General features: G+C 69.4%; 22 protein-coding genes and 2 pseudogenes. 15 read left to right on the plus strand and 9 right to left on the minus strand.

Features of this window, described 5'->3' with window-relative positions; all coding sequences use genetic code 11:
* Positions 1-2 precede the first annotated feature (2 nt).
* The 5 genes and pseudogenes from ITJ64_RS04655 to ITJ64_RS19260 all read left to right on the plus strand — a co-directional run bounded on the left by ITJ64_RS04655 (position 3) and on the right by ITJ64_RS19260 (position 5,502).
* Positions 3-1,271: an ABC transporter substrate-binding protein gene (locus ITJ64_RS04655; protein ID WP_194679569.1), complete on the plus strand. Its 1,269-nt coding sequence runs from the start codon at positions 3-5 to the stop codon at positions 1,269-1,271.
* Between the two features lie 94 nt (positions 1,272-1,365).
* Positions 1,366-2,253, plus strand: coding sequence for a dihydrodipicolinate synthase family protein (locus ITJ64_RS04660; RefSeq protein ID WP_194679570.1), 888 nt, complete (start codon positions 1,366-1,368; stop codon positions 2,251-2,253).
* A gap of 48 nt (positions 2,254-2,301) precedes the next feature.
* On the plus strand, positions 2,302-4,017 hold the full coding sequence (locus ITJ64_RS04665; protein WP_370545039.1) for a fucose isomerase: 1,716 nt from the start codon (positions 2,302-2,304) through the stop codon (positions 4,015-4,017).
* Positions 4,018-4,024: 7 nt separating this feature from the next.
* A pseudogene (locus tag ITJ64_RS18785) lies at positions 4,025-4,741 on the plus strand (FGGY family carbohydrate kinase); the annotation flags it as partial.
* On the plus strand, positions 4,693-5,502 hold the full coding sequence (locus tag ITJ64_RS19260) for an FGGY-family carbohydrate kinase (RefSeq protein WP_370545145.1): 810 nt from the start codon (positions 4,693-4,695) through the stop codon (positions 5,500-5,502). The pseudogene ITJ64_RS18785 and the gene ITJ64_RS19260, both read left to right, overlap by 49 nt.
* Before the next feature lie 78 nt (positions 5,503-5,580).
* On the opposite strand, the gene ITJ64_RS04675 is transcribed toward ITJ64_RS19260, so the two are convergent.
* The 3 genes from ITJ64_RS04675 to ITJ64_RS04685 are packed head-to-tail and all read right to left on the minus strand — an operon-like array spanning position 5,581 to position 7,796.
* Positions 5,581-6,210 carry an AMP-binding protein gene (locus ITJ64_RS04675; protein ID WP_194679571.1) on the minus strand — a complete coding sequence of 210 codons (630 nt, stop codon included), beginning with the start codon at positions 6,208-6,210 and terminating at the stop codon, positions 5,581-5,583.
* Positions 6,192-6,902, minus strand: a complete 711-nt coding sequence (locus ITJ64_RS04680) for an AMP-binding protein (RefSeq protein WP_370545146.1) — start codon at positions 6,900-6,902, stop codon at positions 6,192-6,194. Before ITJ64_RS04680 ends, ITJ64_RS04675 begins: the two co-directional genes overlap by 19 nt.
* A gap of 27 nt (positions 6,903-6,929) precedes the next feature.
* Positions 6,930-7,796 carry an NmrA/HSCARG family protein gene (locus tag ITJ64_RS04685; RefSeq protein WP_194679573.1) on the minus strand — a complete coding sequence of 289 codons (867 nt, stop codon included), beginning with the start codon at positions 7,794-7,796 and terminating at the stop codon, positions 6,930-6,932.
* A gap of 78 nt (positions 7,797-7,874) precedes the next feature.
* On the opposite strand from ITJ64_RS04685, the gene ITJ64_RS04690 reads away from it, so the two are divergent.
* The gene (locus ITJ64_RS04690) at positions 7,875-8,306 is read left to right on the plus strand and encodes a MarR family transcriptional regulator (protein WP_194679574.1); all 432 of its coding nucleotides are present in this window, start codon (positions 7,875-7,877) and stop codon (positions 8,304-8,306) included.
* 52 nt (positions 8,307-8,358) lie between these two features.
* On the opposite strand, the gene ITJ64_RS04695 is transcribed toward ITJ64_RS04690, so the two are convergent.
* On the minus strand, positions 8,359-9,015 hold the full coding sequence (locus tag ITJ64_RS04695; RefSeq protein WP_194679575.1) for a TetR/AcrR family transcriptional regulator: 657 nt from the start codon (positions 9,013-9,015) through the stop codon (positions 8,359-8,361).
* A 129-nt stretch (positions 9,016-9,144) separates the two neighbouring features.
* On the opposite strand from ITJ64_RS04695, the gene ITJ64_RS04700 reads away from it, so the two are divergent.
* The 5 genes from ITJ64_RS04700 to ITJ64_RS04720 are packed head-to-tail and all read left to right on the plus strand — an operon-like array spanning position 9,145 to position 15,282.
* Entirely contained in the window at positions 9,145-10,539 is a 1,395-nt protein-coding gene (locus tag ITJ64_RS04700) for a GH1 family beta-glucosidase (RefSeq protein ID WP_194679576.1), read from the plus strand.
* 31 nt (positions 10,540-10,570) lie between these two features.
* Entirely contained in the window at positions 10,571-11,812 is a 1,242-nt protein-coding gene (locus ITJ64_RS04705; protein WP_194679577.1) for a sugar ABC transporter substrate-binding protein, read from the plus strand.
* Positions 11,805-12,743, plus strand: coding sequence for a carbohydrate ABC transporter permease (locus ITJ64_RS04710; protein ID WP_194679578.1), 939 nt, complete (start codon positions 11,805-11,807; stop codon positions 12,741-12,743). The genes ITJ64_RS04705 and ITJ64_RS04710 overlap by 8 nt, the downstream gene beginning before the upstream one ends.
* Positions 12,740-13,651, plus strand: a complete 912-nt coding sequence (locus ITJ64_RS04715) for a carbohydrate ABC transporter permease (RefSeq protein WP_194679579.1) — start codon at positions 12,740-12,742, stop codon at positions 13,649-13,651. The genes ITJ64_RS04710 and ITJ64_RS04715 overlap by 4 nt, the downstream gene beginning before the upstream one ends.
* Entirely contained in the window at positions 13,648-15,282 is a 1,635-nt protein-coding gene (locus ITJ64_RS04720) for a beta-galactosidase (RefSeq protein ID WP_194679580.1), read from the plus strand. Before ITJ64_RS04715 ends, ITJ64_RS04720 begins: the two co-directional genes overlap by 4 nt.
* Positions 15,283-15,301: 19 nt before the next feature.
* Here ITJ64_RS04720 and ITJ64_RS04725 read toward each other — a convergent pair whose 3' ends face one another.
* Positions 15,302-15,808 (minus strand): isochorismatase family protein, encoded by a 507-nt coding sequence (locus ITJ64_RS04725; RefSeq protein ID WP_194679581.1) that lies wholly within the window; start codon positions 15,806-15,808, stop codon positions 15,302-15,304.
* 12 nt (positions 15,809-15,820) lie between these two features.
* Between ITJ64_RS04725 and ITJ64_RS04730 the strand changes: the two genes are divergently transcribed.
* Positions 15,821-16,348 carry a TetR/AcrR family transcriptional regulator gene (locus tag ITJ64_RS04730; protein ID WP_194679582.1) on the plus strand — a complete coding sequence of 176 codons (528 nt, stop codon included), beginning with the start codon at positions 15,821-15,823 and terminating at the stop codon, positions 16,346-16,348.
* Between the two features lie 12 nt (positions 16,349-16,360).
* On the opposite strand, the gene ITJ64_RS04735 is transcribed toward ITJ64_RS04730, so the two are convergent.
* From ITJ64_RS04735 to ITJ64_RS04750, 4 genes and pseudogenes are all read right to left on the minus strand, one after another.
* Positions 16,361-17,608: an MFS transporter gene (locus tag ITJ64_RS04735; protein ID WP_194679583.1), complete on the minus strand. Its 1,248-nt coding sequence runs from the start codon at positions 17,606-17,608 to the stop codon at positions 16,361-16,363.
* On the minus strand, positions 17,605-18,426 hold the full coding sequence (locus ITJ64_RS04740; RefSeq protein ID WP_194679584.1) for an alpha/beta fold hydrolase: 822 nt from the start codon (positions 18,424-18,426) through the stop codon (positions 17,605-17,607). Before ITJ64_RS04740 ends, ITJ64_RS04735 begins: the two co-directional genes overlap by 4 nt.
* Before the next feature lie 90 nt (positions 18,427-18,516).
* A pseudogene (locus ITJ64_RS04745) lies at positions 18,517-19,371 on the minus strand (LLM class flavin-dependent oxidoreductase); the annotation flags it as partial.
* A gap of 40 nt (positions 19,372-19,411) precedes the next feature.
* Positions 19,412-19,942 (minus strand): TetR/AcrR family transcriptional regulator, encoded by a 531-nt coding sequence (locus ITJ64_RS04750; RefSeq protein WP_194679586.1) that lies wholly within the window; start codon positions 19,940-19,942, stop codon positions 19,412-19,414.
* Between the two features lie 96 nt (positions 19,943-20,038).
* On the opposite strand from ITJ64_RS04750, the gene ITJ64_RS04755 reads away from it, so the two are divergent.
* From ITJ64_RS04755 to ITJ64_RS04765, 3 genes are all read left to right on the plus strand, one after another.
* Positions 20,039-21,481 carry an MFS transporter gene (locus ITJ64_RS04755; RefSeq protein WP_194679587.1) on the plus strand — a complete coding sequence of 481 codons (1,443 nt, stop codon included), beginning with the start codon at positions 20,039-20,041 and terminating at the stop codon, positions 21,479-21,481.
* 13 nt (positions 21,482-21,494) lie between these two features.
* Positions 21,495-22,340: an SDR family NAD(P)-dependent oxidoreductase gene (locus tag ITJ64_RS04760; RefSeq protein WP_194679588.1), complete on the plus strand. Its 846-nt coding sequence runs from the start codon at positions 21,495-21,497 to the stop codon at positions 22,338-22,340.
* Between the two features lie 134 nt (positions 22,341-22,474).
* Positions 22,475-23,521: a transporter gene (locus ITJ64_RS04765; protein WP_370545040.1), complete on the plus strand. Its 1,047-nt coding sequence runs from the start codon at positions 22,475-22,477 to the stop codon at positions 23,519-23,521.
* Positions 23,522-23,544 lie beyond the last annotated feature (23 nt).

Consider the following 23,544-nt stretch of genomic DNA (forward strand, 5'->3'; position numbering starts at 1 on the left):
CAATGACGTTCAAGAAGACGATCGCCGTCGCCGGCCTCGCCGTCACGGCACTCGCTCTCGCCGGCTGCGCCGGCGGGGGCTCCGACACCGCATCGGGCGGAGACCCGAACACGCTCACCATCGCCACCACCTCCAGCAACCAGACCGCGATGGACGCCGTGATCGCGGCGTACAAGGAGGCTAACCCCGAGCTCGACGTGACGGTCAACTACGCCGACACCGAGCAGTACCAGACGACGCTACGCACCCAGCTCTCCTCGGGCACCGCGCCGGACGTGTTCACGGCGTGGGCGGGATCCGGGAACCCCGGGGCGATCGACATCCTGCAGGCCGCCGGCTACCTCGCCGACCTCAGCGACAGCCCCTGGGTCGACCAGGTGCAGCCCGACGTCGCCGACTCGCTCAAGATCGACGGAAAGACCTACGGCCTGCCCTCGAAGCTCGATGCCGTGGGCGCCATCTACAACCAGGGCACCCTCGACGGCCTCGGCCTCATCGCCCCGACCACCTGGGATGAGCTGCTCACGTTCTGCGGCGACGTGAAGGATGCGGGCAAGGTCGCCTTCTCTCTCGGCGCGCAGACCCCGTGGGTGACCCAGCTGATCGACTACGCCCTGGTGGCCAACACTGTCTACGCCGACGACCCCGAGTTCGACCAGGAGCTCGCCGCAGGCGACGCCACCTTCGTGGGCTCGGGCTGGGAGGACGCGATGAACCAGTACCTCGAGATGAACGAGGCCGGCTGCTTCAACGAGAACGTGCTCGGCACCGACGTCAACGCCAGCTACGCCGCACTGAACAACGGCGACGCCGTGGCCGTGGTGCAGGTGCTGGCATCCTTCCCGCAGATCCAGTCCACCGCCGCGGAGGGAACCGAGTACGGCTTCTTCGCCCTGCCGGCGAACGACACCGGCACCACCCGCATCCCCACCGGCATCGGAGTGAGCTACGCGCTCAACGCGAAGGCCAAGAACACGGATGCGGGCCAGGCCTTCATCGATTGGCTGGGCACCCCCGAGGCCATCACCACCTGGTTCGAGGCGTCGCCCGGCATCCCGGCCATCCCCACCGAGGGGGTCGTGACCAACCCGGTGATCTCGGGAGCGGAGGCCATCATCGCGGCCGGCGACACCGCTCCCTTCCCCGACCAGAGCTGGCCGAGCGCGAAGGTGCAGGATGCGCACCTCACCGGCGTGCAGGAGCTGTTCTCCGGCCAGAAGAAGGTGGAGGACGTGCTGGCGGGGCTCGACGCCGCCTACGGCAGCAACTAGTCGCCGCCGGTGCGGCCCCGCTTCGGCGGGGCCGCACCCCATCCGTTCGACCCTCCTTACCGGCCCCCTTTCAATGGAAGAGACCACCACCGCCATGCCTTCACCCGCTGTCGCCCCCGAGATCCTCACCGCCGTGCCCGTCGCGTTCCGCGCCGACGGCAGCCTGAACGAGGAGGGCTCGCGCGAGATCCTCCAGGCCGTCGCCCGCTCGGGTGTGCAGGGTGCCCTGGTGCTCGGCACCACCGGGGAGTTCCCCGCGCTGTCCGAGCGCGAGCGGGGCATCCTCACCGAGATCGCGCTCGAGGAGCTGAGCGAACTGCGCGCCGTGGTGCACGTCGGTGCTGCCAGCCAGTACGAGGTCTCGCGCCTGATCGAGCAGGCACGAGCCGCCGGAGCCCGCGAGATCGCCATCCTCACGCCCTACTACCTGCCCACCACGCCCTCCGCCATCCTCGAGTTCTACCGCACGCTCGCCGACCAGAGCGACGGACTCGACGCCTACGTCTACCTCTTCCGCGACCGCACCAGCAACGACGTGAGCGAGGAACTGCTCGCGCAGATCGCCGAGCTTCCCAACATCGTCGGCGTAAAGCTGAGCGGGGAGTCGCTCGAGCAGGTGGCCCGCTTTCGCGCCGCCGTGCCGGCCGACTTCCTCATCTACACCGGCGGCGACCGCGACCTGGCCCGGGCTCACGACTTCGGGGCGCAGGGCGTCATCTCCGGGGTCGCCTCGGTGTTCGCCGGCCCGTTCGTGCGGCTGCGCGAGGCGCTCGTCTCCGGCAATTCGTCGCGCGTGGCCGAACTGCAGCACGAGGTCGACGCCGCCGTCGACCTCGTGCGCGGCGACCCGCTGCGCATGAAGGCCATCCTGCGACTTCAGGGGATCGACGCCGGGCACGCCCGGATGGCCCTCGACGAGCCCACCGACCGCGACCTAGCCGACTTCGCGGCCGCCATCCCCCGGTTCGCCGCACTCGTCTAGCGCCACCGACCGACCCACCCCACACCCCCACCACGTCGAGGAGTCCCTGTGACCACGCCCTACACCCTGCCCGCCGCCTCCGACCGCGGCGAGGTGGCCCCGAACACCGCCTACCTCATCGCCAGCGGCGACCTGCGCGAGTCGGCAAACACCGCCGGCTGGGCCACTCAGGCCACCCTCGAGGCCGCCCTCACCGCGGCCTTCGAGCGCCGCGGCTGGAGTGTCGTGCGCGCCAACCCGGTCGACCCCGAGACGGGCCACGGCTTCATCTCGAGCCAGCGCATGGGCCTCGAGGTGTTCAAGTCCATCCCCACCCACGCCCCGCTCATCGTGGCCGAGGCCGTCTGGCAGTACAGCCACCACGTGCTGGCGGGCCTCCGCACCCACCAGGGCCCCATCCTCACCGCCGCCAACTTCGCCGGCGACTGGCCTGGCCTCGTGGGCCTCCTCGGCCTGAACGCCGGCCTCACCAAGATGAACACCCCCTACTCCACCGTGTGGAGCGTCGACTTCACCGACGACTGGGCCCAGGAGCGCATCGCCGAGTGGATCGAGTCGGGCGCCATCGTGCACGACGCCTCGCACGTGCGCGACCTCCCCGCCCTCGACGCCCTCCCCTCCACCGACGAGGTCGAGCTCGGCAAGGCCGTCGCGGCGCAGCTGCTCACCGACAAGGCCATCATCGGCGTCTTCGACGAGGGCTGCATGGGCATGTACAACGCCATCATCGACGACGAGCTGCTCAACCACCTCGGCATCTACAAGGAGCGCCTCTCGCAGAGCGCCCTGTTCGCCGAGATGCAGCGCGTCACCGACGCCGAGGCCGAGGCCGTCGGCCGTTGGCTCACCGAGGCCGGCATGACCTTCACGACCGGCACCGACGACGCCACGGAGCTCACCGAGCGCCAGCTGCTCGAGCAGCACAAGATGTACATCGCCGCGCTGCGCATCAGCGACGACTTCGGCCTGGATGCGGTGGGCATCCAGTACCAGCAGGGCCTCAAGGACCTGACCCCCGCATCCGACCTGCCCGAGGGCCTGCTCAACAACGTCGAGCGCCCCCCGGTCACCAGCCGCGACGGCTCGCGCGTGCTCTGGGAGGGCAAGGCGCTCCCGCACTTCAACGAGGCCGACGAGGGTGTGGCCGTCGACGCGCTGCTCACCAACCGCGTCTGGACCGCCATGGGCCTCGACCCCGCCACCACCCTGCACGACGTGCGCTGGGGCGAGGACTACGACGGGCAGTTCGTCTGGATCTACGAGATCTCGGGCTCCGTGCCGCCCTCGCACTTCGAGAACGGCTACGCGGATGCGGTGGGCTGGCGGCAGGACCCGGTGTTCTTTCCGGCCGGAGGCTCCACCATCAGGGGCGTCTCGAAGGCGGGCGAAATCGTCTGGTCGCGCCTCTACGTGCAGGCCGGGGAGCTGCACTTCGACATCGGCCGCGCCTCCGCGGTGAGCCTGCCGGCCGCGGAGACCGAGCGCCGCTGGAACGCCACCAACCCCGAGTGGCCTATCATGCACGTAGTGCTGCACGGCATCACCCGCGATCAGTTCATGGCCCGCCATAAGGCCAACCACGCCCAGGTCGCCTACGCGCCCGACGCCGAGACGGCCGACAAGGCCCTGATCGCAAAGGCGACCGCGCTGGCCGCCCTCGGCGTGAAGGTGCACATCGCCGGCGACGTCGCGGCGCTCGAGGGCATCTCGGTGCCCGCAGCGGGAGTCACCGCCGTGCCCGCCACCGCCGGCGCGACCGCCTGACCCGGCCATGACAATCGAGGCGGTTCTCGGGGTCGACATCGGCACCTCCAGCAGCAAAGGCGTGCTGGTGGCGCTCGACGGGCGCATCCTCGCCACGGCCGTGCGCAACCACGACGTGTCGCGCCCCGCGCCCGGCCAAGTGGAGATGGACGGCGGGGTGTGGTGGGACGAGTTTGTCTCGATCTCCCGCGAGCTGCTGCCCGCGGTTCCGGATCCGGTCGTGACGGCCGTCGGCGTCAGCGGCATGGGACCGTGCGTGCTCGTCACCGACGAGGCGGGTGCACCCCTGCGGCCGGCGATCCTCTACGGGATCGATACCCGCGCCACGGCCGAGATCGCCTCACTCACCGAGGAGCTCGGTCAGGATGCGGTGGTCGAACGCTGCGGGTCGGCCCTCTCCACGCAGGCGGCTGGCCCCAAGCTCGCCTGGATCGCCCGGCACGAGCCCGCGATCGCGGCGGCCGCCCGCAGGCTCTTCATGCCGAGCTCCTTCTTGGCGAACCGCCTCACGGGCGCCTACATGCTCGACCACCACTCGGCCAGCCAGTGCACGCCCATGTACGACACCGCGACGCACCAGTGGTACGAGCCGTGGGCCGCGCGGGTGACTGAGGGGTTCGGGGAGCCGGGTGCATCCGGAGCCCGCGCCGGAGCCTTCGAGCTCCCGCGCCTGGTGTGGCCCGGCGACGTCGCGGGCACCGTGACGGCGGGAGCCGCCGCCGCGACCGGGCTGCCCGAGGGCGTGCCGGTGATCGCCGGCACCATCGACGCCTGGTCGGAGGCCCTGAGCGTGGGCGCCGTGAGCGTCGGCGACCTGATGCTGATGTACGGCACCACGATGTTCCTGGTCGATACCACGGCCGAGCGCACCACCTCCTCGGTGCTCTGGGGCGCGGTGGGCGCCCTCCCCGGCACCTACAACCTCGCGGGCGGCATGGCCACCTCGGGCGCCATCACGGGCTGGCTGCGCACCCTGTTCGGCTCCCCCGAGTTCACCGAGCTGCTCGCCGAGGCCTCGGCCTCGGGACCGGGGGCACGCGGGCTGCTGATGCTGCCCTTACCCTCGACTCCACTCGCGGCGACCTCTACCGCGCCACCCTCGAGGCCACGGCCTTCGGGGTGCGGCATAACGTGCGCGAGTTCCGGGCGCTCGGCGGTGCCGTCTCGCGCACCGTAGCGGTGGGCGGAGGCACGCAGGGCGGGCTGTGGACGCAGATCGTCTCCGACGTCACCGGGCTCGAGCAGCTGGTGCCGAGCGTCACAATCGGCCCCAGCTTCGGCGCGGCGTACCTGGCCGCCTCCTCCGTGGCGGAGGTCTCGATCGAGGCCTGGAGCCCGATCATCGACGCCGTGCGCCCGAACCCCACGAACAAACAGAAGTACGACAGGTTGTTCAGCCTTTACCTCGAGCTGTATGAGGTCACCAAAGGTGATCAACCATGCCCTTCGTCAGCTTGTCTAGATAGTCGATTATTCTTCTCTTGACTCTGATGCGGCCGCGTCTCTGATTGACCGGCGCCGCATTCTGCCAGAGGCGTCTCGCAACGGAGTAGAGCTGAAATGTCATTCGCGAGGAACCTTCTCCGCGTCTACTCGCGATCGCAGCCAATCGTGTATTTGCTGGCGATCGATCTCATTGCCGTCGGTGTCGATGATGGCGTGCACGCGCTGGCCGAGATCGTCGTCGGGCACGCGCACGACGGCCGCCGACCGCACTGACGGGTGCTGCTCGAGCTGCTGCTCGACCTCGATGGGGTAGAAAGAAGTGCTGCCGGTGGTGATCTGGTCGTCGATGCGGTCGACCGCATACAGGTAGCCGTCGTCGTCGAGCCGGCCGACGTCGGCGAGGGTGTCCCAGCCTTCGGTGCGCTTCGACTCGGCGCCCAAATAGCGGTAGGGGATGTCACCGTCGCAGGTCATCTGGATGAGGCCGGTCGACCCCCGGGGCAGTTCGTCGCCGCGCTTGTCGACGATGCGCATCCGCGAGCCTCCGACGGGGCGCCCGACGGAACCAGGATGCGCGAGCCACTCGAGCACCCGCTCGGGGGCGAGCCAGTCGATCCAGGCCCGCTTCAGCCAGGGCGCGCAGGGGGCACCGATGTGAAGGATCGATTCGAGCAAGCTGAGGTCGGCGGCCGCGCGGGCCTCGGGGCCGAGAAGCCAGAGGTGGTTCATCATGGTGGGCACGAGCATGGGCCCAGGTGATGCGGTGGCGGTCGAGTGCCCCCGAGCGCGGCGGCGGGCTCGAAGGCGGGCATCTGCGCGAGCGCGTGCCCGGTCATGAGGCCGCGCATGGCGTAGGTGAACGGCGCCGAGTGGTAGAGCGGGCCGGCCACCAGCTGGGTTGGCCCGCAGCGGGATGAACGCGGCCACACGGGCGTTGGGGTCGAGGTGAGCGGAGGCCTGGGCCACGACGATCTTCGGCCGGCCGGTGCTGCCCGAGGACGTCGGTGCCTTCCAGGAGAGGGCGGCCGGATGCGTGTCGAGTCGTGTCCTCGCCCCCGGGCCCACCCGGAAAGATCGGCATCCGCGTAAATGGTGGTGCGGCCGGGGAACTCGGCCGGGGTCGCGCCGAGCACTATCCGGGAGTCGGCGAGTTCCACCACGGCTCGCTGCTCGGCGAGGGAGAAGCGGTGCGAGAGCGACTGCACGGTCGCACCGACCTTCCATGCGGCCGCGCAGGCCACCACGAACTCGGCCGTGCTGGGCAGGCGCACCGAGACGAAGTCGTCGGGGCGCACGCTGGCGTCGAGCAGGAGCGCGGCGTAGTAGTCGCTCTGCAGGTCGAGCTCGCGGCGGGTGACGGTGCGCTGCTCTCCTGCAGTCTCGGTCACGGCGACGGCATCGGGCTCGCGGCCGGCCCAGTACCCGAACGTCTCGCCGATACCTGGGGCGCCCGATGCGTCGTGCGATCAGGACGGGATCTTCCAGTCGACGGCCTCGAGCCAGCTGGTGAAATCGAGCAGGCCCGGCGCGAGTTCGCGGGTGGTTTCGAAGTCGGCGTCGTAGGCGGGGAGTTCGGCGAACCAGCGGAACATGGCCGCGGCGTCGCTCGGGCCCAGCGCCTCCACAGGGATGGCCTCGTAGCGACCGGGCAGACCCACGTAGTGGCCGAGCGCCTCCGCGATCTGACTGCCCGTGAGCTCGTCGCCCGCGATCTCGACGGCGCCTTCAGGCAGCCGGTGGCCACGGATGACGCGGGCCGCCACCACGCCGATGTCCCGCACCGAGATCATCTGCAGCGGGATGCCGTCGGCCAGCGGCTTCCGCACCACGATCTCGCCGTCTTCGAGCGTCACCCCGCGCTGCAGAAAGTTCTCCATGAAGAACACCGGCCGGATGAACGTGGCATGCACGCCGAGCTCCTCGAGCCGCTTCTCGACCAGGCGTTTCGATTCGAAATGCGGCACCCCGGAGTCGCGCTCCGCTCCGCCGACCGAGGAGAACACCACGTGCTCGACGCCGGCCTTCGCCGCAGCGTCGGCGATCACGATGCCCTGAGCCGACTCCCCGTCGATACCGTCGGGGCCATCGGGGGTCGTCATGAAGAAGAGCGTGTGCACGCCCTCGAGGCCGGCCAGCACCGACTCCCCGTCGGCGGAATCGACCCGCACCACCTCGACGCCGAGCTCAGCCAGTGCCGCCGCCTTCTCCGACCTGGGGTCGCGCACCAACGCCCGCACGCGATCGCCCTCGTTCAGCAGGGCATCGACGACCGCGCCGCCCTGGTTGCCGGTCGCCCCGAAGACGGCAACGGTTTCTCCTGTTGTCTCGGCCATGCTCATCCTTTGCTCGTAAGATCTGATGTATCGACAAGAACATAAGTCGGCTAACTAATATTCCAGGAGACCCCGCTCGTGTCCAGCGCCGTGCCGATCAGTTCCCTAATCCCGGCACTGGCCCGTGCCCATCGAGCGCTTGCCGGCGACCTGATCCGCGAGTTCGGCCTCGCCCCCGGCCAGGAGTCCGTCCTCATGCTGCTCTGGGAGAGCGAACCGCGCACCCAATCGGAGATCACCCGCGCCCTCGGAGTCGAACCTCCAACCGCGGCCAAGGCCCTGGCCAGGATGGAGGCGGCCGGGTTCCTCGAGCGCACCCGCTCGAGCGCCGACGCCCGCGTGATGCTCGTCACCCTCACCGAGAAGGGCCGCGCGCTTGAGACACCCGTCCGCGCCGCGTGGGCGACCCTGGAGGAGCGCACCGTCGGCTCGTTCTCAGAGGCCGACCGCACGGAGTTCGCCCGGCTGATCAGGCAGGCGATCACCGGCGTGGAGCGTAGCCACCCCTGACACCTGAACTGGAGGCACCGGGACGTGCGCTCGGGTGGGTCGGGAACCGATGTCAGGCCCGGCCGTCGGGCGGCGACGCCCGGAGTTCCTCGGTCACGGCACGGATCAGCAGCCGGGTGGCCGCCCCCATGTCGACGGACTGCTTGTCGAGCAGCCACTGCTCCTGCAAGCCGTCCATAGCGCCAATGATGCCGTTGGCCGCCGCCCGGATGTCGCTCTCCCCCGGGTCGCGCCCGGTCGCCTCGGCGAGTGCGGTGGTGACCATCGTGCGGAGCCCCTCGAATCGGCTGGTGAAGAACGCGCGCGCGGGGTGCGTGTCGGTGACCGATTCGCCGAGTAGCACCGAATAGGCCTGGATGATGCCGGGCCGTTGTTCGTTGCGCTCGACCGTCCGGATCAGGTGCTCAAGCAACTCCGCCCCCTCGGGCGCGTGGCGCCCTTCGAGCGTGGAGACGTCGGCCTCGTCGCGGTACTCCAGGAGCGCGATCAGGAGCTGCTCCTTCGACCCGAAGTGGTGCAGCACCCCCGCGTGGGTCATGCCCGCCCGCTCGGCGATCTCGGCCAGCGACCCGTTGGCGTAGCCCCGTTCGGCGAACACGCTCATCGCGGCGTCGAGGATCTCCGCCCGTCGTTTCCCCGATCGCTTCTGAGGGCGAGTCGCCTTCGCGGCTCCCGACGACGGCGCCGCGGCCGGCCATACATCAGGCATTGTCATGAACCCCTCCCGGCACGATGATACCTCGATTCATTTACTTACATTGCGGTTAGTAAGTCTTTATGTGATACTCGATCCACCGCGCCGGGAGGGTGTGGGAAGAGCACGAGAGAACGGTCGAGGATGACGCTGCCCGAACTGAGCAACCTGCCCGAGGACTTCATCTGGGGCGTGGCGACTGCGGCCTACCAGATCGAGGGAGCCGTCGATGCCGACGGTCGTGGCCCGAGCATCTGGGATGTGTTCAGTCACACCCCCGGCCGCACCAAGCACGGCGACGACGGCGACATCGCTTGCGACCACCGCACTTACTGGCGCAACGACCTCGAGCTCATCGCCTCGCTCGACGTACCGGCCTACCGGCTCTCACTCTCCTGGCCACGACTGCAGCCGGGCGGCACAGGCCAGCTCAACGCCGTCGCCGTGCGCTGGTACCGCGACCTCCTCGCCACCGCGCGCTCGCTCGGCATCGCCCCCTACGTGACCCTCTACCACTGGGATCTGCCGCAGGAGCTCGAAGACCAGGGCGGCTGGCCCGAGCGCCGCACCGCCGAACTTTTCGGTGAATACAGCCGGCTCGTGGCCGACGCCCTCGGCGATCTGGTCGAGGGGTGGATCACCGTGAACGAGGCGTGGTGCGCCTCCTTCCTTGGCTATGGAGCCGGTGTGCATGCCCCCGGTCGCCATGATCTTCGGGCGGCGGTGGCGGCCGCGCACCACCTGAACCTGGCGCACGGCTACGCGACGGCGGGCATCCGCTCGATCTTCCCGCGGGCCAGCATCGGCGTGACGAACATCATCGCCGAACTCGTTCCGGCCGACCGCGAGCGCGATGCCGACGCGGTGGCGCGGCTCGATGCCGTGAACCACCAGCTGTTCCTCGCACCGGTGTACCACGGCGAGTACCCGTCGCTCCTGCGCGACCTGCTCGAGCCCTACGGCTTCGCCGAGCTCGTGCAGCCGGGCGACCTCGAGGTCATCAGCGCCCCGACCGACTTCGCGGGCGTCAACCACTACCAGCGGGTGATCGTGAGCGACGACCCGACGGTCGAGCTGACGGGTGCCCGTGAGGTGCCGGCCGGTGTCGCCCGCACCTCCTTCGACTGGTCGATCACTCCGGATGCGCTCACCCGCGTTCTGCAGAACGTCGCCGAGTACACCGACCTGCCGATCTACATCACGGAGAACGGTGCGAGCTTCACCGACAACATCCGCCCCGACGGCGCGGTGGAAGACCCGGAGCGTGTCGACTACCTCACCGGCTATCTCGGGGCGATCGACGACGCGATCGCCGCCGGCGTCGACGTGCGCGGCTACTTCGCCTGGTCGCTGCTCGACAACTTCGAGTGGGCCGAGGGCTACGAGAAGCGTTTCGGTCTCGTCTTCGTGGAGTTCGGCTCACAGCGCCGGGTGCCCAAGCGCTCGGCCGCCCACTACACCGCCATCATCCGCTCACATCGTGACGCGATCGAATCCCGCACAGACTTCGCGCCAGCCCACCAGGGCGCTTCCCTCTGATATCCCTAGTAACCGAGAGAAAGATCCTTCGATGAAGAAGAAATACCTGACCGCAGCAGCCCTCACGGGGGTGCTCGGCGTCGCCCTCGCCGGACTCACCGCCTGCTCCAACGGGTCGTCCGCCGACGGCGGAACAGAGACGATCGTGTTCCAGAACCAATTCTCCGACGCGGAGTCGGCCGAGGCCGAGAAGCTGGTGGCCGAATACGAGGCCGACAACCCGGGCGTGGAGATCACCCTCCAGCGCGACAACGACGCCTCGTACTACGACAAGCTGGTCACTCAGATCACTGCAGGCAAGGGGCCGGACATCGTGCGCCTGGAGCCCCCGAAGGTCTCGCAGTACGCCTCGAGCGGGTTCCTCGCCCCAATCGACGAGGCCCTCGGCGACGACGCCGACTACTTCGCCAACACCCTGGAAGCGGCCCGACTCGACGGCAAGACCTACGGGCTCCCGCAGGACGTGTCGACACTCGCCCTCTTCTACCGCACCGACCTGCTGGCCGCCGCGGGCATCCAGACCCCGCCCGCCACGTGGGATGAGCTGAAGACCGACGCTGTGAAGCTCACCGGCAATGGCAAGTACGGCATCGGCCTCTTCGGCGGCTGGGGTGCGTACGAGTTCTACCCGTGGCTCTGGCAGGCCGGCGCCGAGGTCGTAAACGACGACGGCACGAAGGCGGTCTTCGACTCCCCCGAAGGCGTCGACGCGCTGACCTTCTGGACCGACCTGCAGGCCACGGCGATGCCCCCGGGCATGGCATCGGCCACCGAAGACGACGTGCGCGGCCCGTTTGTGAACGGCGACATCGCGATGTTCACCTCCGGTCCGTACATGGCCTCCACGCTGACCGAGGCCGGGCTGACCCCCGAGCAGTGGGGTGTGGCGCCGCTGCCGAAGGGCAAGGACGAGGCGTCGGTGCTTGGCGGCATGGATCTCGCGGTGTTGCAGAACTCGCAGCACAAGGAGGCGGCCATCGACTTCCTCGCCTGGTTCGGCTCCGACGACGTGCAGACCACGTGGGCCAGCGACCTCGGCTACGTGCCCGCGAAGAAGTCGCTCTACGAAGCCGCTCCCTTCTCGACCGACCCGAACACGGTGACCTTCGGCGAGATCATCGAGAACTCCCGCTCTCGTCCCACCATCACGCGCGCGGCCGACGTCGACGGCGCTCTGGGTGACGCCGTCGCGGCCGGACTCTCCGGGTCGTCGAGCCCCGCGGATGCGATGAAGGCGGCTGCCGAGAAAGCGAACGCTGCGATCAATGGCTGACAGCCTCACCGGCACCCTCCCCGCCGTCGCGACCTCGCGGCGGCGGCGGAGGGGCCGGGACCGTTTCGTGCCGGTGGCGATGCTCGCCCCGATCACCGTGGTGTCGGCGGTCGTCATCGGCTTTCCGATCCTGTTCGTAATCGCGGAGAGCTTCTTCGACGTGAACCCGAGCCGCCACGCCGGGTGGGAGTTCGCGGGCCTGGAGAACTACTTCGCCATCGCCCAGGACGCCGAGATCGGCCCGGTGTTGCTCAACAGTGCCGTCTGGACCTTCGGATCGGTGGCGCTGCAGTTCGTGCTTGCCTTCGCCGCCGCGCTCGTGGTGCGCGAAGCGCTGCAGGGTCGCGCTTGGGCTTGGCTCCGCGCCGCCTACATCATTCCCTGGGCCACCCCCATCATCGTCGGTGCGATGGCCTGGCGCTGGTTGTACCAGCCGCAGTTCGGCCTCGTCAATTCCGTGCTCCAGCAGATCGGGCTCGGCGACTTCGCTCATGCCTGGCTGAGCGACCCGGCCACCGCCCTCGGCGCCGTGATGGTGACGAACGTCTGGCGCGGCTTCCCCTTCATCATGGTGATGCTGCTCTCGGGCATGGCCGCCATTCCCGAGGAGGTCTACGAGGCCGCCAAGGTCGACGGTGCCGGCGCGATGCAGCGGGTCTTCTGGATCACCCTGCCGATGCTCCGCCCCGTCATCCTGCTCAGCACCCTCATGTCGCTCATCTGGACGTTCAACAACTTCGGCCTCATCTACGTGATGACCGGCGGCGGACCCGACGGCGCCAGCGACATCCTCACCACCTTCGTCTACAAGAACGCATTCGAACGCTTCGACTTCGGCTACGCCTCCGCGCTGTCAGTGTTCCTGTTCGTGATCGTCTCGGCCGGCTCGCTACTCTACGTGCGGGCTCTCGGAAAGGATGCCCTGAAGTGACCACCGCTCTCGAAGTCGTCGTCGCCGTCGACGAGGTCGCGGCCGTGCCGCCGGCCCTCCGCGCCCGCCGACGCCGCCGCCCCCGCCCCTCCGGCGGACTCATCGCGGTGCGCATCCTCGCCGTCGTGATCGGGTTGTTCGCCGTGCTCCCGGTGCTCTGGACCGTGCTGGCCTCGTTCAAGGGGTCGCAGGAGGTTTTCCAGTCGCCGCCCACCATCCTCCCCGCGAATCCGACGCTCGAGAGCTACGCCTACGTGCTCTCGCGCGGCGCCTTCGGCAACTGGGTGGTGAACTCCGTCATCGTCGCCGTGGCGACGGTCGCGATCGGGCTCCTCATCGGCACCCTCGGCGGCTACGCTCTCTCGCGCTTCGCCATCCGCGGCAAGCGGTACGTGCTGGTGGGCCTCATCATGACCCAGATGTTCCCGGCCGTGCTCCTGATCATCCCGCTGTTCTGGCTCATCTCGACCATCGGACTCTACGACTCGCTACCCGCGCTCGTCATCGCCGGGGTCGCGACCTCGGCGCCGCTCGGGGTGTGGCTCATGAAGACCGCCTTCGACGAGGTCCCGCGAGAGCTCGACGAGGCGGCCCGGGTCGACGGAGCTGGCTGGTTCGGCGCCCTGTTCCGGGTCGTGCTGCCGGCTGCCCGCCCGGGCGTGGTGGCGACGGGCATCTTCCTGTTCATCGGCGCATGGGAGGAGTTCCTCTTCGCTCTCACTTTCACGAGCTCCGATGACAAGCGCACTCTCCCGGTCGGTCTCTCTCAGCTGAGCTCGGCGTTCGAGGTGAACTGGAACGACGTGTCGGCCATGAGTGTGCTGGTCCTGCTGCCGTCGCTGGTGCTATTCATCTTCATACAGCGCTGGCTGATTGGCGGCGCCATCGCCGGCGGGGTGAAGGGATGAGCACCGACCGGCACCTGCCGGCGATCACCGGCGAGGTGCAGTTCTGGAGGATGGAGCCGCGGCACTGGGAGCCGGCCCTCCGCGCGGTGCGGGAACTCGGAATTCGCTCGGTCGCCACCTACCTCTCGTGGCGCCGGCACGAGCCCGTGCGCGGCGAACGCGACCTCGACGGCCGCACCGACCCCTCGCTCGACGTTCGCGCCTTCCTGCGGCTGTGTCGCGAGAACGACCTCACCGTCATCCTGAAACCCGGGCCGTGGATCTGCGCCGAGGAGCCGAACGGCGGCTTCCCGGACTGGATCGTGGCCGAGACCGACCTGCTCGCCCGCGACCACGCCGGGGAGGTGGTGATCGGCTACAACCCGCCGTTCCTGCACCCCATGCCGAGCTATGCCAGCTCGCGCTTCCGCGCCGAGACCGAGCGCTGGCTGCGCTGGGTCTGGGGCGAGCTCGCCGAATTCACGGGGCCCGAGGGTCCGGTGGTCGCCACGCAGTATGACAACGAGCCCAGCCTCGGGTTCCGCGACACCATGTATGGCTTCGACCACCACCCCGAGGCTCTCGCCTCGTGGGAGCGCCGACGGCCCGGCGCGCCGGCCCCGCAGCCGCGCGTCGACGGGCCGCTCGAGCCGACCGAGGCCGAACTCGACTGGATCGCCTGGCAGCACGAGTACATCTCCGACTACCTGGCCTGGATCGCCGCGGTGACGGCAGATGCCGCGCCGGGGCTCCTCGGCACGGTGAACCTCAACACCCACCCCGTGCGCGGTGAGCCGCAGAGCGGCCCGGTCATCGCGGCCGCCCTGCCGGGCGCCGTGGTCGGCGAGGACCACTACTTCGTGCCGCCGCTCGACGAGAACGACCTGGCGGGGCTCGCCCTCGCCGCGGCGCAGGCCGCCACTAGCGACACCGCTCGCATCTGGGCTCCGGAGATGCAGTCCGGCATCTGGCGCTCGCCCGGCGAGCTGGTCGAGTACCCCGACCCGACCGACGACGAGCTGGCGGCGTGGTGGGGCGCGGCGATCGCCCTGGGGTACCAGGGCTTCAATCTCTACATGCTCGTCGATCGCGAGAACTGGGAGTTCGCGCCGATCGGGCCCGACGGCAGCCATCGCCCGCTCGCGGAGGCGGTCGCGCGGCTCGTCGCGACGCTGGAGTCGGTGCCCGGGCTTGACGGCTACCGGCCGCTGGTCGACGAGACCCTGCCCTGGTCGGATGCCTTGCGCAGCCGCGCCTACCGCATCCGCGGACGGCAGGCCGACCCGACGACGCCGTGGGATCTCCCCGAGGCCCGGGCGGCTTACGACGCCGTCGAGGCCGCGGCGTTCCAGGCCGTGCTGGCCGGCCGGCAGTTCGCGCTCGACCCGGGGGCGGATGCGCCGTCGGTCGCCCGCACACCGCCGGTCGCCTCGCCCGCGGGGGTTCTCGCCCGCATCCACGAGAATGCGGAGGGCGAACGCCTTCTGCACGTGGTGCGCTGGTCGCGAACCGCTTCCGCAGAGGTCGCACTCGTTCTTCGCGAGCACCAGGGCTCGCTCGTGCACACGCTCGATGGAACCGTCACCCCAATCGACGACGACGGCCGAGTGACGCTGTCACCCGGTGCGGGGCTCCAGCTGTATCGAGTGTGACCTCCGCGGGGATCGCGGCTCAGTAGTCGAGGATCGTCATGAGCTTCTGGCCGAGCGGGCTCGTCCAGTCGATCGCGAGCTCGGAGATGATCTGGTCGACGGTGGTGATCACGGCGCCGGCATTCTCCATGCGTCGGAGCGACAGGTCGTCGCCGAACTTGGTGTGCGAGGCCGAGGCATCCGCCGACACCTGCACCTCGTAGCCCTCGTCGAGCAGCTGCAGCACGGGGAACGTGACGCAGATCTCGGTGGTGACACCGGCGACGAAGAGCTTGCGGCGGCCGAGCGCCTTGACGGTGTCGCTGAACCCCTCGTGGTGCATCGCGTTCACGATGCCGGGGCGCTTGACGCGGGCGGCGTAGGCCTCGGGCAGGATCTCGGCGAGCTCCGGGATGAGCAGGCCCTGGGCGTACTCCTCCATGCTCGAGGTCAGCACCACGGGGATCTCGGCCGCTGCCGCGATCTTCGCGAGCTTGATCGTGTTCTCCCGCACCAGGTTGATGTCGTGCGAGTGGGTCCAGGCCATGGTGCCCACGGGGTGTCATTGCGCGCCCTCCAGGTCGAGCTCGGCGTGAGCCACAACGTGCTGCACCAGCGCTTCCGCTCGAAAGCCGGTCTCTGGCGCGCGGCGGTCGACCACGGCTTCGGGGGGCTCCTGAGCGGCATCGACTGGGAGCCCGACCTCGACTGCGCACCACTCGACCGGCTCCTCGGCCTCATTCGCACCTTCGTGCTGGCCAACGAGAGCCGCCCGGATCTCCTCCGCCTGGTGCAGACCGAGGGCGCGCGGGCCTCCGACCGCCTCGACTACCTCTACGAGAACTACGTCGTCGTCCTTGAGCAGATCATCCGCCCCACTGTCGACGCACTGACGGCCGACGGGCTGCTCCGCCCGGCGGACTGGCCGAGCCTGTACTTCCTCATCACCTCGGGTGGCACAGCCCTGTTCGGGAGTCCGGCCCTGGCGCACCTGATCGAACCGGATGCCGCGGCCGACCCGGATGCCTCCGCCCGGCACGCCGACTTCGTGGCCGACGTCATCGTCGCCGGCCTGCGCTCGCGCTGAGCTCCGCGGCGGTCACCCGTCGCGACCGGTGCGCAGCGCCAGCCGCGACTGCGCCACCAGTCCGACCAACGCCGCGACGATCAGCACCAGCACGTACACCCGGGTGACGGGCACGAGGCCGAGGGTGCGTACGAGCAGGCCCGCGATGATGATCGGCACACTGAAGGAGAGGTAGCAGACCACGAAGATACTGGCGAAGAGCTCAGCGCGCTGGTGCGACGCGGTGAGCGGCACAATCAGGCGCACGGCCCCGGAGAAATCGATGCCGAAGCCGACGCCGGCCACCACGGTGCCGACGAAGAACAGGGGCAGCGAAGTCGACCCGATCGCCACGACCACCGCTGTCGCACCCACGATCACGAGCGCGTTGCCGAGCAGCACGACGGTACGCGGCGCCACCCACCCGAGTGCGATGCCGGAGAGCGCGCCCACGAGGCAGAGCGCCAGGATGGCAAGGCCATCCACCACCCCGCTCTCGACCAAAAAGACCTGAACCAGCACGAGCGGGACGAGCCCCAGGTACAGGCCGCCGAGCATCCAGGAGGAGATGTGCACCGGGATGGCGGCCACGAACTCGGCGCGCGCTCGCGGCGGCACCGAGATGCGCGGGATCAGCGAGTGCACCGCCCCCGGACGGTGCGACACCGGTTCAGGCGAGATCGCGACGACCACAAGCCCAAGCACGAAAAGCACGATCAGCGACCCGAAGATAATGAGGTTGGGGCTGTCGGCGTACTGAACCGCGATGCCTCCGCCGAGCGCACCCAAACCCAGGCCGCCGGTCGGCGTGGCGCTGCCGATGAGCGCACCCAGCTTCTTGCGGTTCGCCGGCGCGTATTCAACGATGGCGGCCGTGAACGCGCCAGCAGCGGCGCCGGTGGCGATGCCCTGCACGACCCGCGCAGCGATGATCCAGCCGATGTCCGGCGCCACGAGGAACAGCGCCATGGAGAGAATCTCCCCCGCCAGCGCGCCGATCAGCACCGGGCGGCGCCCGATGTGATCCGACAGCGAACCGGCGACCAACAGGGCAACCAGCAAGGCGACGGCGTAGATCGCGAAGGCGAAGGTGAGCATCCAGACCGGGAACCCCCAGGTCTGCTGCTCGAGCTGGAACAACGGTGAGGGTGCACCGGCGGCGACGAACATGCCGAGGAACGACACGGTCACGCCGACGAACGTCAGCATCAGGGGCGACCGGAAACCCCGGTCGCCCTCTTCTTCGACGCGCTCTCGCCGCGCCGCGCCGTCGCCGGTCACTCGGCGATGAATTTCAGCAGATCGTCGACCAGCTGCTTCTGGTACCAGCCCCAGATGCCGTGCGAGGCGCCCTCATACTCTTTGAGACGGCCGTGCTTCACGAGATGGATCGACTTGCGTGCCGCATCGGCGATGGGCACGATCTGGTCGTCGGTGCCGTGCGCAATGAAGATCGGCACGTCGAGGGCTTGCAGATCCTCCGTCAGGTCGGTCTCCGAGAACGCTGCGACGCAGTCGTAGGCTGCCGCCAACCCCGCCATCTCGCTCTGCCGCCAGAAGTTCAAGACGAGACCGCGCGACTCGGCCACGCCCGGCCGGTTGAAGCCGAAGAACGGCTGCGCGAGCTCGAACCAGTACTCCGAGCTGTCGGCCAGCACATGTGCCCGGATGTCGTCGAACACGGCGATGGGAAGGCCGTCGGGGTTCGAGTCGGACTGCACCATGACGGGCGGGATGGCACCGGCGGTGAAGACCTTGCGCACGCGACCGTTCGCGTAGCGGGCCGCGAACCGCACGGCCTCGCCGCCGCCCGTGGAGTGGCCCACCGTCACGATGTCGTGCAGGTCAAGCGACCCCGCGAGCTCACCCAGGTCGCGGGCATAGGTGTCGATGTCGTTGCCGGTGTAGGTCTTGGTAGAGCGGCCGTGGCCGCGGCGGTCGTGCGCGATGGCGCGGAAGCCCGCGTCGGCGACCAGTTTCAGCTCGAGTTTCCAGGCATCCGAGCTGAGCGGCCAGCCGTGGCTGAACAGCACCGGGCGACCGGAGCCCTGATCGGTGTAGTAGATCTCGGTTCCGTCGGAGGTTGTGAAGTAAGGCATGTGGCCACCCTCCCGCCACCGGGCCCAGTGCGAAAAGCCGGGGGACGCGACACCGAACCGCCACGCTACCGTGACACTAGATCAGCCCCGGCGCTCGGCCGCCACGAGCTCGCGCACTGCGGGCGCTGTCTCCTCGCCGTAGGCGGCCAGATCACGAGCGTCGTCGCTCGCCAGGATGAACGTGCCGATGCCACCCTCCAGGGCGAGCTCCGCCAACCGCTGGGCGAACTCGGCCGGGTCGGCGGCCAGCCGGTCGACGTTCGCCAGCCGGCGGATCTCCCGAGGGTCGCGACCCACCGACCGCGCTGCCTCGTCGATCGCGGCATTGCCGGCCTCGAGACCGCCTGGCTGCAGCCGACCGAGCGAAGGCAGCCATCCGTCGGCCTTGCGCCCGGTGAGCGCGAGCATGCGCGGCTTGTACGCCCCGATCCAGATCGGCACCGGATGCGCCGGTGCCGGCCCGCGCTTGGCTCCCCGCACTCGGTAGTGCGTTCCCGTAGTAAACACACCACGCCGCTCGCTTGTATCCCAGAGTTCCCGGATGACGTCGATCGCCTCCTCGAGGGCCGTGACGGCTTCACCGGGGGTGCGACGGATGCCACCCATCGCCTCGATGGCGTCCCAGAATCCGCCGGCGCCGAGAGCCAGATCGAAGCGCCCTCCCGAGAGGAGGTCGAGGCTGGCGGCAGCTCGGGCCACGACTGCGGGCGGGCGGAGCGGCACGTTCAGCACGTTGGGGGCCACGCGGATCGTCGAGGTCTGCGCAGCCACGAAGGTCATCAACGTCCAGGTGTCGAGGAACGCCGATTGGTAGGGATGATCCTGGAAGGTCACGAGGTCGAGCCCCGCACGCTCGGCCGCCTGGGCGAGCGCCACCGGCACCGTCGGGTCGGCAGCCGTGGGAGTGATGAAGGCGCCGAACTCCAGCGCGTGTCCGTAATCCATGTGCTTCCTCTCGCCGGGGCGCCCTCGTCGGCGCCGTTCGCTACGGGTTCAGGCCCCGCAGGCAGATCTCGACCACCCGGTCGAGTTGCCCGGAATGCGGGTACTCGGCCAGACCGATGCCGCTGAGCATACGGAGGATGTCGTCGGCCGTCACCTCGTGACGCACCGTGCCCGCCCGCTGGGCGGCCTCGAGCAGCGGCGTCGCCGTGGCGTAGATGCGTCGGCGGGCGTCGACCACGAGTTCGGTGTCGTGGGCCATCTCCTCGGCGAAGGCGCGCTTCCCGATGATGAACTCGACGAAGCAGCGGAGCCACGAGTCGAGTGCAGCGCGGGCGTTCGCCGCCCCGTCGACCGGAGCGAGGAGCTGCTCCACCTGTTCGGCGTAGACCGCCTCGAAGAGGGCGGCGCGGGTGGGGAACCGGCGATAGAGGGTTCCGCTGCCGACCCCCGCACGGCGCGCGATCTCTTCGAACGAGGTGCCGGCGCCGTCTTCGGCGAAGGCGGCCGTGGCCACCTCCACGATTCGGCGGGAGTTGCGCAGGGCGTCTGCCCGCAGCGGTCGCTCGGCCATCGACGATCTTCTTTCTTTGATGGAATAAACGGGGATACCCCTCCGTTTATGATTTAGAATCGGAGACATCCCTCCGGTTGAGTCTAAGGAGTTCTCATGCCAACCGCGTCACCGACCGGGCGCTTCACCCGCAGCGTCGCCCTCGCGCTCATCATGGGCGCCCAGCTCATGATGGTGCTCGACACCTCGATCGTCACCACTGCCCTCCCCCGGCTCGTCGCCGACCTCGGCTTCTCGCCCGCCTCGCTGTCCTGGGTGCAGAACGCCTACGTGCTCGCGTTCGGCGGTCTGCTGCTGCTCGGTGCCCGCGTGGGCGACCTGGCGGGGCGGCGCCGCGTGTTCGTGCTCGGCGTCGCCGTCTTCGCCGCCGCCTCGCTCGCGGCCGGTCTGGCCGTGGGCGCCCCGATGATGATCGCGGCGCGCATCGTGCAGGGCGCCGCGGCCGCGTTCGCCATCCCGTCGACGCTCGCCCTTCTCGTCAACGCCTATCCCGAGCCCGAGCAGCGTAGTCGCGCCATTGCGATCTACAGCGCGGTCATCGGCGCGGGCGCGAGCGTCGGCATCATCGTGGGCGGCGTCTTCACCGACCTGCTCTCGTGGCGCTGGGGGCTCCTCATCAACGTGCCGATCGGCATCCTGGTGATCGTGCTCGCCCCGCGCTTTCTCACCGAGACGCCCCGTCGGCGCGGCGGCTTCGACCTGCCCGGTGCCATCACCATCACCCTCGGCATGACGGCTCTCGTCTACGGTCTCATCGAGTCGAGCACCCGCGGCTGGACCGATCCCGTGGTGCTGGGGTCGCTGATCCTCTCGGTGCTGTTGGTCGCGGCCTTCATCGGGATCGAACGGCGCAGCAAGGAGCCGATCGTGCCGCTCGCGCTGTTCCGTGATCTGACGCGCTCCGGCGCCTACCTCGGCCGCGTGCTCATCGTCGGCGCGATGTTCTCGACGTTCTACTTCCTCAGCCAGTACCTGCAGAACGTGCTGCACTTCAGCGCGCTGGAAGCCGGGCTCAGCTACATCCCGCTGACCGGGATGTTCTTCGCCACCGTGTACGTCGTCGGTCCGCTGACCCGCCGCATCGGGCGGGAGTGGTTGCTCGTGGCCTCTCTCGTCGTGGCCCTCGTCGGCATGGCGTGGCTCTCGACCATCGGGGCGGGATCCGCGTTCTTCCCGTGGATCGTGCTGCCGCTCCTCGTGCTCGGCATCGGTCAGGGCATCGCGATCATCCTGCTCACCCAGCTGGGTATGGCGGGGGTTCCCGCCGAGCAGTCCGGTGCCGGGTCAGGGCTCGTGAACGCCGCCCACCAGCTGGGCGGCTCCATCGGCCTGGCCATCCTCGCCGGCGTGTTCATCGCCGTCGGAGGTGACCACACCGCGGTCGCCGACCAGGTGACCGGGTACCAGACCGTCTTCCACATCGCGACCGGGTTCTACCTGCTCGCAATCATCGTGGCCGTCGTGATGCTTGTCATCTCGCGTGCCTCCCGTCACTCCGAGGTCGCCGCCCCGGCGGCCGCGGTCTCCACACAGAACTGAAAGGACACCTGACATGACAACCTGGCTCATCACCGGCGCCGCCACCGGCCTCGGCCGCGCGATCTCCGAGGAGGTGCTGGCCCGCGGCGACTCCGCCATCGTGACCGGCCCGCACACCGCCTCCCTTCAGGATCTGGCCGAGCGCTACCCGTCCACCGCCGTCGTCGCCGAGCTCGACGTGACGCGGGCCGACCAGCGCGAGGCCGTGCTCTCGACGGCTGAGCGTCTCGGCGGCATCGACGTGCTCGTCAACAACGCTGCCGTCGACTTCGTCGGGGCCATCGAGGAGCAGACGGATGCCGACATCCGCTCCCAGTTCGAGGTGAACCTCTTCGGGGCCCTGGCTCTCACCCGCGTCGTGCTGCCGGGCATGCGCGCCCGCCGGCGCGGCACGATCGTGAACATCTCGTCCATGGACGGCATCGCGAGCCTTCCCGGCAACGCGATCTACTCGGCCTCGAAGTTCGCACTCGAAGGGCTGACCGAGGCGCTCTGGCAGGAGCTCGAGCCCATCGGCCTCCGGGCACTGCTGGTCGAGCCGGGCTCGTTCCGCACCGGCATCGAGCACCGCACGCACGCCTCCGGCGAGGCCATCGAAGACTACGCTGCGACCGGTGGTGTCTTCCGCGGCATGCTGGGCGCCCTGACGCCCGAGGTGTTCCCCGGCGACCCGGCCCGCGCCGCCGCTGTCATCTACGACACGGTCGCGTCGGATGACGGCGCGCACTGGCTGGTGCTCGGCAGCGACGCCCACCGACGCATTCAGGCCAAGCTCGACGCTTTCGGCGCCGAGTTCGCCGCCGGGCGAGATCGGGCTGAAAGCACCGACTTCCCGGGGAGCGGCCCCGCCGTCCTCTGAATCACACCATCGCGCTAGGACCGGACGGTGCGGCAATGCCACGTCAGCGTGACGAGGCATTGCCGCACCAGCCGGGTCGCGGCGTTTCCCGCAGCGCCACAACAGTAGAGGCAGACCGAGATCGAGGAGTCGACGTGTCACAGGACAGTTCGAAATCGGACCCGGTCACAGCCCGCGCCGAGAAGGTGGTGGCGCGGCGGATTCCGCTGAACACGTTCGCGATCGCCCTCGGACTCACCGGGCTCGCAACGACGTGGTCGGCGGCGGCGGCCGCAGCCGACCTGCCGATCGCGGTGCCCCAGGTGTTCTGGGGCATCGCGTTGGTCTCCTTGATCTGGCTCATCGCCGCCCACCTGGCACGCGGCTTGCAGAGCGGCGTGCCGCTCCGCAAGCAACTCCACGACCCGGCGCAGGGTCCGCTCGCGGCGATCGTCCCGATCGCCGGCATGCTGATGGGCGTCGACCTCTTCACGTGGGCTCCGCTGCTCGGCGCGGTGGTCATCGTCGTCTGCATGACGGTCACCCTCATGCTGGCCGGCTGGCTGCTGAGCCGCTGGCTCACGGCTCAGATCGAGCTCGGGGCGGTGCACGGGGGCTACCTGCTGCCGACAGTGGCGGGAGGATTCGTGGCGGCGCGGGCCGCCGCCACGATCGGGCTGACCGGTCTCGGCTGGGCTGCTTTCGGTGTGGGGCTGCTGTTCTGGGCGGTGGTGACGACGCTCATCCTCGTGCGTCTTGTGGCGAGGACCGCCCTGCCGGACGCCCTCGTTCCCACGCTCACGGTGCTCCTGGCGCCTCCGGCGGTGGGCGGCCTCGCCCTGTTCGCGCTCGACGACGGCGAGGTGACTCCATTTTCGTCGGCTCTTGCCGGTCTCACAGTGCTGCTCGGTGTCGTGCAGCTCGCCCTGATCCCGCAATACCGCCGCCTGCCGTTCTCCCTCGGCTTCTGGTCGTTCACGTTCCCGGTGGCCGCGGTGCTGGCGTACGCGATCGAGTGGACCGTTCTGCTCCAGTTGCCGGAGGCACCGGTCGTGGGGTGGGTGCTCGCGGTCGTGATGACGCTCTTCATCGGCGCCATCGGCATCCGGTCACTCCAGGCCGTCACCGGATCAGGCGCTCGTCGGAGCGCCGAACAAGTGCTGAGCACGGCCGATGCGCTTGACGCGGCCGTCGGCCGGTAGCCGCGTGCGCCGGCGCGGGACAC

Source organism: Herbiconiux sp. VKM Ac-1786 (genome assembly GCF_015350805.1).
In the GTDB taxonomy this organism is placed as follows: Bacteria; Actinomycetota; Actinomycetes; order Actinomycetales; family Microbacteriaceae; genus Herbiconiux.